The sequence below is a fragment of the Alteromonas antoniana genome (genome assembly GCF_019249295.1).
Lineage (GTDB): Bacteria > Pseudomonadota > Gammaproteobacteria > Enterobacterales > Alteromonadaceae > Alteromonas > Alteromonas antoniana.
This window is the reverse complement of the sequence record NZ_JAESDH010000008.1, coordinates 56,223-68,024: the sequence shown is the minus strand read 5'-3', so window position 1 is coordinate 68,024 and position 11,802 is coordinate 56,223. Positions and strand designations below refer to the sequence as shown.

Genomic DNA, 11,802 nt, shown 5'->3' with positions numbered 1-11,802 from the left:
TATTGTAATATGGAAAGAACAAAGTAAGCCGGGATAACAGGACACCTTATCCCCGAAACACTGATAACACTGCTACGGTTTTTTATTTCTCCCGTAAACCCGGCAAAGTCCCTGGTAATCGGCCAGTCCGTTACCATCCGCATCGAAGCCCGTGCCGGTCACTTTCAGCCTGCATTGGGTGCGCTTCCCGGCAAGAGGTCTGTTCAGGTATACGTCACCGTGTGTATCACCGGTATTTAAATCAACCCTGAACATGAAGTTATCATCCAGAATCATTACTGGTTTACCGTTCAGCACCGTTCCGGAAAACACCTGATATCCGGTATTGATAAGTGTGCCTTCGACAAAGTCAAACTCAGAGGTGACGTGGTAAACAATGCGACCGTTTATGTCACCTTCCAGATCGATCGTGTCAGTACTTTGCTCCGTTTTGCCCGTTTCGGTTGGCTCTGACGAGTGCAGTATGGCCGTCGGGAAGTAATGGGTAGCTGTGCCTGATACTGGGGTCCATCGCTTGTCACGATGATGGTCCAGAGGTTCGGCTGCAGCTGTGGCGCTGATAAAAATGCCGTAAAGCGCGACATGTTTAGTTAAAACTAAGACAGAGGTAATAGGATTAGTCATGGTATTTCCTTGCAGATTGTAAACCCGCAAACCACTATAGATGTCAGAAGAAAATGTGAAACGGACACAGCCGGTCATAAACGGTCATTCATTACCGGCAGCGATAACGATAAACTAACGATTAAAGACAGAGTCTCTGCACAACCGGTACGACGCGATTATGAGCACACAGGGTGATAAGGTCTTTCGATCCTGGAAGGCAATTGCAAATTATTTCGGGAAAAGTGAGCGCACAGTGCGTCGATGGGAGTCTTTGGAAGGCTTGCCCGTGCACAGGCATCAGCATCAGTCGGCCGCGCGAATTTTTGCTTATCAAAATGAGCTGGATACCTGGTTTGCTTTACGCTCTGATGGAGAGAGCAGCAAGCCGTATCCCACGTCTTCACTGTGCATGGCTTTACTGCCGTTTGAAAAACTCATTGATGATCCTGGAAAGACTTTCGTTGCAGATGCTTTGTGTGAGGATATTGTTGCGGATTTATCCTACCTTCCCGCTGTGACGATGATTAGTTTCTCCTCCTCACGCCGGCTGATAAACAGCAATGAGGATCTGGCTACGCAACTGTCGTTGTTGAATGTAAGCTTTTATGTAGAAGGCAGTATCCGGCTTACAGGGGACGTGTGCCGGGCGCACGTGCGGCTGATTGAACTGGCTTCACAACGGGTAGTCTGGAGCGCCCGATACGACCAGACTTCACCAGACTGGCAACGCCTCGCGCAGGTGATTGTTTCGGAACTCATCAACAGCTTACCGCTTTCACAACCCTCTTTAGCGCTGGCGCAAACTGAACACCACCTATTAAATAGTCAGGTTGCCTGGGAATACCTGCATAAGGCAAGAGCAGCATCGCTACAGTGGCAACCCGATGCTATTGCCAGGGCGATAGCACTTCTCCACGCTGCGGACAAACTGGTTGGCGGTAACGTGTTGATACAGTCTTATCTGGGGCGGGTCTATCTGCAACTGCGGGAGTCAGGAATTGACTGCTCTGATGCGCCGGTTGAGAAGGTCTCGCGCATTCTTCTGACCTTAAGAAAAACACATCCGGAAGAATTCTTTACGCTATCGCTACAGGCATGGTTTGACTACATTAACGGCCAATTGTCCAGCGCGGTGAGTGCCTTGACGCAGGCGCTTCAGGCAAACCCAAACGATCCGGATGCATTGGTGTTAATTGCGAACTGCTATTTACTGGCAGGCCAGCCTGAGCTGGCAAAACCCTATATTCGTTCGTTACAAATTGTAGATCCGCTTACGCCATTAAGCCGGTGTATGCCCGGTTATTACAGTCTGATGACCGGCGACGTTCAGTCAGCAATTGCACCTTATGAAGAGATGCTGGCGCTGGATCCCTCAAATGATCTGGCCAGGTTGTTTCTTGTCTGGGTGTTGGCAATGAATAAAGAGGCAGCACGCATTGCTAGTGTTTGCGAAGGCTTTCAACCGCAACAAAGACAGACCTTAGTTGCTAAACTTGCATTTGCCTTTTACGCAGGGGTAAATGGCGTCACTGCTGATGTCGCGCTACTACCCCAAGAGAAAGACAGTGCCAGAGTCAATGGAATGTTGGCGCGCTTTATTGCGTTTGCCTATGCGGCGACAGGTGCGCGCGAAGAAGCGATCTCCTGGTTAGCGGTAGCTATCGACCTTGGGTTTTTTCCATATCCGTATATGGCTGAGCAAGACACCTATTTCAGGCCATGGCACAACGTGGAATCAATGAAAAAGCAGCTTGCCAGAATGAAAGCAAAATGGCGGGCGTTTTCTGACGAAACCTGAGCCATCAAAAGCGTGCGCTTTCACCTTCATTCAGAATATGTAAAGGGATCTCGTTAGTCAGCTGCTTTTTCATATATAGCAATCGGAACAGTGCAGAATGTGAGGTTTTATCCCCCATGCGCCAACTGGCATTACCGTAACCCCAGGGGATCATCACTTTGCAGTTCAATTCGGTGGCAGCTATCAGGGCGTCTTCCGGTGTTGTATGGACCTTACGATACCAGCGGGGAGACTCCTCACTGAAATAAGAGGCAATGGGCAACAGGCAGACATCGATGTCGCCGTACTTCTTTGCAATGTCCTTAAAGTGTGGCGAGTACCCTGTGTCGCCGGCAAAGAACAGGGTTTTCCCTCCCTGTTCCAATACCCAGCCACCCCACAGGGTTTTATCGTTATCTTCGTACAAATAGGGCACCATAATGCGGCTGCTGAAATGCTGCGCGGGCACAAAGTACGCGGTAGTCGCGCCTATTTTCTCGCTGGCGTACCAGGCCATTTCCATCACCCGGTAGCCATCTTCAGGAAAATGGTCTGCGAAGCCCAGAGGGACAAGGTAAGACGGGGCAGTGCCGATGTCAGCGATGTCGCCTTTATGGAAGTGATCGTAATGAATATGGGAGTACAGCACCGCGTTGGTATTTTCTATGGATACTGCTTCAGGCACTTCAGCGGGAGTGCGGTTAAACCCCTCGGCAATACGGAATGCCCAGTTTACCGGCCAGTCGAACTGATTGAATACCGGGTCAATCAGAAACTGCTCGCCAGTGGCGGTCTGGATCTGAAAGCTGGCGTGGCCGAGCCAGGTTACGGTAAAGCCTGCGTTGAGTGTGCTATCCGGATTGGTGCCGGTAAACTGGCAATCCTGCATGTCGGTTTCACAGTCAATAAGCGGTGAGGGAGGATAGCAATTTTCCTCGCAGGTCACCGGGTAGGCGCGAAAGTCATCGTACAGGTTGCTGTATCTGTCTTCATAGCCGGCAACGTCGCTGTAGTTTACTACCGCATCGTCCGGGACATTTCTATTAACCGAATTGCTTGTGGTGCAGCCGGCTAACACGAATAAAACAGTCCATACTAATGCTTTCACTGAGTTTCCCTGTGCGTTGAATGACAGGAAGTGTATCAGCAAATAATTCAGTGACATACCCTTTGAAAGTTTCTGTTACACATAAAAAAAGCTGCAACGAATTGCAGCTTTATCACGTAAATTATAACGTTACGCTTGTTACCAGATGCGCACGCGCTCTTCCGGTGCCAGATACAGTTCGTCTTCCGGCTGCACGTTAAACGCTTCATACCAGGCGTCATGGTTGCGTGGAGCCAGCGCACGATAGCGACCCGGCGCATGGGTTCCTGCTCGTAACTGGTTCAGCATGCTTTGCTCAGTGCGTTTTTCTTTCCACACCTGAGCCCAGGCCAGGAAGAACCGCTGGTCGCCGGTAAGGCCGTCAATAACAGGCGCTTCTTCCCCATCCAGGCTTAGCTGATAGGCTTCATACGCCATGGCAAGACCACCGACATCACCGATATTTTCACCCAGACTGTTACGGCCATTGACGAAGTTACCTTCGATAGGCTCGTATTGACTGTACTGCTCAGCCAGTTTGTCAGCTTTCGCTTCAAATGCCGCACGGTCTTCGTCAGTCCACCAGTTGCGCTGGATACCCATGGCATCAGATTTTGAACCCTGATCATCAAACCCATGGCCCATTTCGTGCCCGATGACCGCACCAATGGCGCCGTAGTTAACAGCGGGGTCAGCGTTCGGATCGAAGAACGGCGGTTGCAGAATAGCAGCCGGGAACACAATTTCGTTGAACGAGCTGTTGTAATAGGCGTTTACACGTTGTGGCGTCATGCCCCAGCGTTCACGGTCAGTGGGTTTTAGCTCTCGCTCAACATCTTGCTCCTGGAAGAACTTACGCAGATTACGGACATTCTGTACCAGCTTGTCAGAGGTGATCTCCAATCCGTCGAACGACTGCCACTCATCCGGGTAGCCGATTTTCGGATGGAAAGCCTGCAGTTTCTCGTGAGCGTTTTTCTTCGTTTCCTCGCTCATCCACTCAAGGTTGTCAATACGTTTACCCAGTGCTTTACGCAGGTTTTCTACCAGCTCGGACATCTGCTCTTTTGAGCTTTCCGGGAAGTATTGGTCTACATAGATTTTACCAATAGCAAAGCCCAGTGACTCGGTGCCAGACATTTCACTGATCGCGCGTTTCCAGCGTGGACGAGGTTCCTGCTGTCCACTCAGTGTACGACCAAAGAAATCAAAGTTTTCCTGATAGACTTCCTCTGAAAGCAGAGAGGCATTATTGGTCAGCGTATGGAATGTCAGGTAGGCCTGCCAGTCTTCCAGCGACTTGTCGTTAATGATATCGATAACATCGCGAACAGGCTCAGGCTGAGAAATATTCAGCGCCGGTACTTTCAGACCGCTTTGGGCAAAGAACGTGTCCCAGTCAAAGCCAGGGTAGGTGTCAGATAGTTCGCTGCGGTCAATCTGATTCAGAGTCAGATCGCGATCGCGGCGCTTTTCACGCGGCCACTGCACATTGGCAATGGCAGTTTCCAGTTCAAGGATACGTTGCGCTTTGTCCGCTGGGTTTTCTTCATTCGCCAGCGTCAGCATGTTTTCAATATGCGTAACGTAGGCTTCACGAATTTTCACGAAGCGATCATCATCACTCAGATAGTAATCACGATCAGGAAGACCCAGTCCGCCAACTCCCACACTCAACTGATATTCGTTCGGATCCAGACGGTTGTACCACAATCCGGCCCAGATCGGTGTGGTAGCGCCGGTCAGCCACGCATTACCAAAGACTTTGGTTAAATCCTGACGGTTCTCGATGCTGTCGATTGTGTTTAATACATCCGACAATGGAGAGATACCTTTTTCATTAATAGCATCGGTATCCATGTAAGCCTGATAAAAATCATGCACCAGCTGCTCTTCGGCGTTCAGGTCATCTTTGGCCATGATGTCATCGATGATGGTTTTCACCTGCTCTTCACTGCGATCAGCAAGCGCATTGAACGCGCCGTAGCGTGTTTTGTCAGCGGGAAGCTCGTAGTTCTCATACCAGTTCCCACTGGCATACATGAAGAAATCATCGCCCGGTTTTACCGATTCGTCGCGTGCTGACAGGTCAACACCGAAGGTGCCCAGTTCAGGGGCTTGATCAGCTTGCGATGTCGCATTTTGCGCTGATGCGGTATCTGTTTGCTCTGAGGTTTGCTCTGGCTGACTACAGCCCGTTACACCCAATGATGCTGCAATCACCGCAGCAAGAAACTTCATTTTCATTTTAGTTACTCTTATTGTTATCGATAGTAAAGGCCGTAGTGTCTAAAGACGTGGCCTTCAGCCTGGATTGAAAATTTGCATTAAACGGTAAAACATCTCGCGCCTGATTGAAATAGCCTGTCACTGCTGGCGTTTCGCGGTGTAAATAATCTGCCACAGCCAGATGAAATTCATGGGCGAAGAGTTTGTGAAAGGATCGGCAAAATACAGGTTCAAAACCGCGCAGGATCTTGTGCTCGCCCTGAGTGCCGGGATTAAATAGTGGCAGTGACTTCTCGATGGCGAAATGAATGCCCTCAAGGTAGCAACACAGAAAGTGCAGACCATCGATGTCTTCAATGCTTCCCCAGTAACGGCCATACAGTCCACTTTCATCATAAAAGAAAAGTGCGCTGGCTACTCTCTGGTCATCTTTTCGCGCCATCACCAGCAAAATATTGTCTCGCAGCGTATCAAAGATTTCTGAAAAAAAGGCGTGAGTGAGATAACCAGTATGGCCGCTTCGCTTCAGGTAAGTTTGCATGTAGCAGTGATAAAAGAACGCTTTGTCATCGTCTGTGATCGCATTACCCGTCAGACGGCTTATAGTCACCCCCTGTTGCGGCAATTGTGAGTACGCTTTCCTCATGTCTTTTCTTTTGCGGGACGTTAAAGCGGCAAGAAAATCGTCATAAGATTGGTATTCATAGTTATGCCATTGAAATTGCACGCTGTAGCGTGAAAGATAGCCAGCCTGAGATAACATATCTGGTTTTGCGTGAGGGAATAGCACATGCAGGGAAGATACGCCTGCCTCTTGTAATGAATCGAGGCCGTCTAGTAGTGCACTTTCCAATGCCTCTCTGTCGCAGTCAGTATCAAATAAGATTCTGGGCCCGGTAACCGGAGTGAAAGGCACTGCGCTTATCCATTTCGGATAATAGTCGCGTCCATGCTGAAAGTAGGCATTCGCCCAGGCATGATCAAACACGTATTCGCCGTAGCTGTCGGATTTCAGATAGCCGGGCATCGCAGCGACAAGATTATTGTCTTTCTCAATAACGAGATGATGCGGTGTCCACCCCGTGTCAGGGCCTACGCTGCCACTGGTTTCCAGTGCGTGCAAAAAGGCGTGTGTGATGAACGGCCCACCTTGCTGAGAGAGCCTATCCCACCTGCCTGCATCCACATCTGTTATGTGCTTGATAAACCTGAACTGAAATCCCATTTCGTTTACTATCTGGGTAACCAATTAATTTATTGTCTACGTAAACAACCGGAATGTGGCTGCGTTGATATTGCGTAAAACGACTATCAGACCGTTACGTCACACCACGTTAAAAGGTTTCGTGTATGAACGATAATATTGACCCCGCTGATGCGCTTGACCCCACTATGTCCGAGCCTGACCGAAAAGTCATTGTTGCATCGATTACTCGCATGCTGGCACGACGAGAACACAGTATGGAAGAGATCGTACGTAAACTTACGCAAAAAGGGTTGGAAGAGGCCGCTATCTTGCCGGTTTTGGATGAGTTCCGGGAGGCTGGCATACAGAGCGATGCGCGTTATGCTGAGGCACGGGCAAGGTCATTAATGCTTAAAGGGGCAGGGCCGCGGAAAATCAAAGCGGATTTGCAGCAGCATGGTGTCGCTGAGGCATTATTCGACAGCGTATTTAACGAACTGGATGCCGACTGGTTTGAGCTGGCCCGACAGGTGAAAGAAAAACGCTTTGGGGGGCAGCATCCGCAGGAGTACAAAGACAAGATGAAGCAGATGCAGTTTCTCAGTTACCGGGGATTCTCTCAAAGCCACATAAATTATGCGGTTAACGGTGAGTAAAATGCACGCAATTGCTTAACATAGTTGCGCTTTCCGTGATATTGTTGCGCCCTCCAGGGCGCGTGTGCGGCCGTCCTCAGGATGACTGGCCGTAGCAACATTTCGTTTATTAAGAATAGGAAGTTAGGATCTCAATGACATTATCTACAGCTGACCTTCGCCAAACCTTTTTTGATTATTTCAAACGTCATGGTCATCAAACCGTGTCGAGCTCGTCTCTGGTGCCAGCGGATGATCCAACGCTTCTGTTTACCAATGCCGGTATGAATCAGTTCAAAGACTGCTTCCTGGGTACAGAAAAGCGCAGCTATACACGAGCCGTGTCGGCACAGCGCTGTGTGCGTGCTGGCGGTAAGCATAACGACCTGGAAAACGTGGGTTATACGGCGCGCCACCACACCTTTTTTGAAATGCTGGGTAACTTCAGCTTCGGGGATTATTTCAAAAAAGAAGCCATTCAGTTCGCCTGGACGTTTCTGACTGAAGAGCTGAAGCTACCAAAAGAAAAGTTGCTGGTAACCGTGTATACCGAAGACGATGAAGCGTTTTCTATCTGGGAAAACGATATCGGTGTACCGAAAGAAAAGATTATTCGCATCAGCACGTCAGACAACTTCTGGTCGATGGGCGATACCGGCCCGTGCGGCCCATGCTCTGAGATTTTTTATGACCACGGTGAACATATCTGGGGTGGACCTCCGGGAACGCCCGAAGAAGATGGTGATCGTTTCATAGAAATCTGGAACCTGGTATTCATGCAATACAATAAGCAGGCAGACGGCACCATGGAGCCTCTTCCTAAGCCATCTATCGATACCGGAATGGGGCTTGAGCGTATCTCTGCGATTCTGCAGGATGTGCATAGCAACTATGAAATTGATTTGTTCCAGAACCTTATTCAGGCTGCCGCAAAAATTGTTGGCACTGACGATCTGGAAAATAAATCATTGCGCGTGATTGCCGATCACATTCGCTCGTGCAGCTTTTTGATTTGTGACGGGGTGATGCCTGGCAACGAAGGTCGTGGCTATGTACTGCGCCGCATTATTCGTCGTGCGGTTCGCCACGGTTACAAGCTGGGCGCGGATGGCATCTTCTTTTATAAGCTGGTAGCCGCACTGGCAAAGGAAATGGGCGCGGCCTATCCCGAGCTGGTGGAGCAACAACCGGTTGTTGAAAAAGTACTTCGTGTAGAAGAAGAGCAGTTCAGTAAAACGCTGGCGCGTGGTATGGCCATGCTTAACGACACGCTGGACTCGCTTGAGGGTGACACTATCCCGGGCGATGTGGTCTTCAAGTTGTATGATACCTACGGCTTCCCAGTTGATTTAACCAATGATGTTGCCCGTGAACATGATATGAAAATCGACGAAGCGGGCTTTGAAGCGGCCATGCAGGAGCAGCGTAAGCGTGCTCAGCAAGCCAGTCAGTTTGGTGCCGACTATAATTCGCAGCTAAACGTTGACCAGCAAACAGAGTTTACGGGTTATACCGATGTGGACGGTGAAGCGAACGTGGTCGAGCTCATCACCGATAACGCGTTCTGCGAACAGCTTAGTGACGGTCAGGAAGGCGTCGTGGTGTTGGACAAAACACCATTTTATGCAGAGGCGGGTGGCCAAAGTGGTGATACAGGCGTGTTGCGCGTGGCGAACGGTGAGTTCATCGTGAGTGATACGCAAAAAATGGGCAATGCATTTGCGCATCGCGGTACGGTAAAAGGCACTATTTCCAAGGGCGACAAAGTCGAGGCGGCAATCGACACGCCAAATCGTGAAGCGATTAAGAAGAACCACAGCGCCACGCATTTATTGCATGCTGCGCTTCGTGAAATTCTGGGCGAGCATGTTTCTCAGAAAGGCTCATTGGTTGAAGCTGAGCGTATGCGGTTTGATTTTTCTCATTTTGAGTCGGTAACCGAATCGCAATTGACGCAAATCGAGAGACGCGTGAATGAAGAAATCCGAGCCAATCATCCGCTGAAAACAGAACTAATGGACCTGGAAGAAGCCAAGGCATCCGGCGCGATGGCACTGTTTGGTGAAAAGTACGATGAAAAAGTACGTGTAGTGACCATGGGGTCGTTCTCCGTAGAGTTGTGCGGTGGTACGCACGTTAACCGTACGGGTGACATTGGTCTGTTTAAAATCACCAGTGAAGGCGGTATTGCCTCCGGTGTGCGCCGAATTGAAGCGATTACCGGCGAAGCAGCCATTGAGTATGTTCAGGCTCAGCAAACACTGATTAATCAGGCATCGGGTATGTTAAAAACCGACAGTCTTGGGCTAATCGAACGCATCAGTTCTTTACAGTCGCAATCGAAAGAGCTGGAAAAAACCCTCACTGCTGCCAAGCAAAAACTGGCAAGTCAGCAAGGTGCTGATATGCTTAACAGTAAGCAGGAAATCAGTGGCGTTTCGGTTTTGGTGGCAAAACTGGAAGGCGTAGAAGCTAAATCATTACGTGGCATGGTAGACGATATTAAAAACCGAATCGGCGAAGGTATCGTAGTACTAGGTGTTGCAAGTGATAACAAAGTGAATCTGATAGCCGGCGTGACCAAATCTCTGACTGGTAAGGTAAAGGCCGGAGAGCTGATTAACTTTGTGGCAGCGCAGGTTGGCGGTAAAGGTGGTGGTCGTCCGGATATGGCCCAGGCAGGCGGCGATAAGCCGGAAAACCTGCAGGCTGCGTTGGACTCCGTTACCGGCTGGCTGGAAGATAAGCTATAATCGAGTTCATGTTGTTTTTCAGTGAGTTTTTGAAGTGACACAAAAACACGGAATCACTGACATTGTGCTCCGGGTCGTGCCGGGGCGTAATACACTTTGAAAGGATTGTTCGTAAATAAGGAACAGGAGCAAGCGAATGCTTATTTTGACTCGTCGTGTAGGTGAGACCCTGATGGTTGGTGACGATGTGACCGTTACTGTTTTGGGTGTTAAAGGGAATCAGGTACGAATTGGTGTAAATGCGCCTAAAGAAGTATCGGTGCACCGGGAAGAAATTTATATGCGGATCCAGGCTGAGAAAGGTGGTCAGCCCGGCAGTCCCGATAAAGAGTAAGTCAAAAGAAAAGGCTGGTGTTTACCAGCCTTTTTTTATGAGAAAACCAACAAATTACTGCTTTTTTGCACAAATTGCTTAAAATGCCGTCAGGCAGTATTTTTTCACGAAAAAAGGTTTGACTAACCTCAGTGAATCCGTAAAATGCAGCCCCACTTAAGGAGAGGTGGGTGAGTGGCTGAAACCAGTTCCCTGCTAAGGAACCATACGCATTACGCGTATCGAGGGTTCGAATCCCTCCCTCTCCGCCATTATTCGTTGATGGTGGCAGTCAACAACAAGTTTTGCGCGTGTGTAGCTCAGCTGGATAGAGTACCTGGCTACGAACCAGGCGGTCGGAGGTTCGAATCCTTCCACACGCGCCACTACTTTAACTAAGTGTCACCTTTTGTGTTAAACTACAAAAGTAAGCAGTTTACGCGTGTGTAGCTCAGCTGGATAGAGTACCTGGCTACGAACCAGGCGGTCGGAGGTTCGAATCCTTCCACACGCGCCATATTGAATAGCCCACCTTTACGGTGGGCTTTTTCATTTCCGTATGTTGGATTTCCAGTCCCTCGCAGCGCTCGGGTCGTTCGAGCGGTGCAAGTCACTTTCTTAATGCCTCTGACGCATTGTAGTGGCATTCGCAACGCATTATTGCACACCTGATACTGCCATCTACCCGACAACCTCCTTAAGTGGCAGGTTATGGCGGCACTACTAAACTTTACTATGTAATCATTCGTAACTATAGAGCGTATATCCTTGGTGAATGCGCGTTGCGATAATATTTAAAAAAATCGCATAAAATATCAAGAAACGCCCTCTTTGACGGAAAAGTTTGACTAACTATTCAAAAGTGAGCGTAAGGTCGTGTTGTTTTTTATAACCCGACATGATACTTATCTACGTCCTTTAAAATGAGAGAATCGTCATGGCAGCAGAATCCGTCAGCAGTCAACTCATGGAAGCCGCCACCCTGATGCTGGTGGGGATGGTCTTTGTATTTGCGTTTCTGAGCCTGCTAATTGTGGGCGTCTGGTTAATAGCCAAATTTTGTGAAGCGTTCCCCGGAGAGCCAGAAACGCAGCCCTCGGTAAAACGATCTCCTGCCAAACCGATGCCTGCCACAGCGAAAGAAGAAAACAGCAGTGTTGTTGCTGCAATTACTGCCGCTGTCCACATGCACCGTCAATCGAATAAATAACAATTT

9 protein-coding genes and 3 tRNA genes are annotated in these 11,802 nt (G+C 49.3%); 8 read left to right on the top strand and 4 right to left on the bottom strand.

What is annotated here, in order from left to right:
* Window positions 1-72: 72 nt before the first annotated feature.
* Window positions 73-624 carry a hypothetical protein gene (locus tag JKP77_RS08620; RefSeq protein WP_218310778.1) on the bottom strand — a complete coding sequence of 184 codons (552 nt, stop codon included), beginning with the start codon at window positions 622-624 and terminating at the stop codon, window positions 73-75.
* 160 nt (window positions 625-784) lie between these two features.
* Here JKP77_RS08620 and JKP77_RS08615 point away from each other — a divergent pair, with 160 nt between their 5' ends.
* A complete protein-coding gene (locus JKP77_RS08615) occupies window positions 785-2,404 on the top strand; it encodes a tetratricopeptide repeat protein (RefSeq protein WP_218310777.1) in 1,620 nt (539 codons plus the stop codon).
* Window positions 2,405-2,408: 4 nt separating this feature from the next.
* Here JKP77_RS08615 and JKP77_RS08610 read toward each other — a convergent pair whose 3' ends face one another.
* The 3 genes from JKP77_RS08610 to JKP77_RS08600 form a co-directional block, all read right to left on the bottom strand.
* Window positions 2,409-3,491: an MBL fold metallo-hydrolase gene (locus JKP77_RS08610; RefSeq protein WP_338024853.1), complete on the bottom strand. Its 1,083-nt coding sequence runs from the start codon at window positions 3,489-3,491 to the stop codon at window positions 2,409-2,411.
* 138 nt (window positions 3,492-3,629) lie between these two features.
* Entirely contained in the window at window positions 3,630-5,717 is a 2,088-nt protein-coding gene (locus JKP77_RS08605) for a M13 family metallopeptidase (protein WP_218310775.1), read from the bottom strand.
* Window position 5,718: 1 nt separating this feature from the next.
* The gene (locus JKP77_RS08600) at window positions 5,719-6,924 is read right to left on the bottom strand and encodes a GNAT family N-acetyltransferase (protein ID WP_218310774.1); all 1,206 of its coding nucleotides are present in this window, start codon (window positions 6,922-6,924) and stop codon (window positions 5,719-5,721) included.
* A gap of 125 nt (window positions 6,925-7,049) precedes the next feature.
* Here JKP77_RS08600 and JKP77_RS08595 point away from each other — a divergent pair, with 125 nt between their 5' ends.
* The 7 genes from JKP77_RS08595 (at window position 7,050) to JKP77_RS08565 (ending at window position 11,796) form a co-directional block, all read left to right on the top strand.
* Window positions 7,050-7,541 carry a regulatory protein RecX gene (locus JKP77_RS08595; RefSeq protein ID WP_246601146.1) on the top strand — a complete coding sequence of 164 codons (492 nt, stop codon included), beginning with the start codon at window positions 7,050-7,052 and terminating at the stop codon, window positions 7,539-7,541.
* A 134-nt stretch (window positions 7,542-7,675) separates the two neighbouring features.
* Window positions 7,676-10,273: an alanine--tRNA ligase gene (gene alaS, locus JKP77_RS08590; RefSeq protein WP_218310773.1), complete on the top strand. Its 2,598-nt coding sequence runs from the start codon at window positions 7,676-7,678 to the stop codon at window positions 10,271-10,273.
* Window positions 10,274-10,409: 136 nt separating this feature from the next.
* Window positions 10,410-10,607 (top strand): carbon storage regulator CsrA, encoded by a 198-nt coding sequence (gene csrA, locus JKP77_RS08585; protein ID WP_218310772.1) that lies wholly within the window; start codon window positions 10,410-10,412, stop codon window positions 10,605-10,607.
* A gap of 160 nt (window positions 10,608-10,767) precedes the next feature.
* A tRNA-Ser gene (locus tag JKP77_RS08580) sits at window positions 10,768-10,858 on the top strand.
* A gap of 37 nt (window positions 10,859-10,895) precedes the next feature.
* A tRNA-Arg gene (locus JKP77_RS08575) sits at window positions 10,896-10,972 on the top strand.
* Between the two features lie 54 nt (window positions 10,973-11,026).
* Window positions 11,027-11,103: transfer RNA gene (locus JKP77_RS08570), tRNA-Arg, on the top strand.
* Between the two features lie 420 nt (window positions 11,104-11,523).
* On the top strand, window positions 11,524-11,796 hold the full coding sequence (locus tag JKP77_RS08565; protein ID WP_218310771.1) for an OadG family protein: 273 nt from the start codon (window positions 11,524-11,526) through the stop codon (window positions 11,794-11,796).
* Window positions 11,797-11,802: the final 6 nt, after the last annotated feature.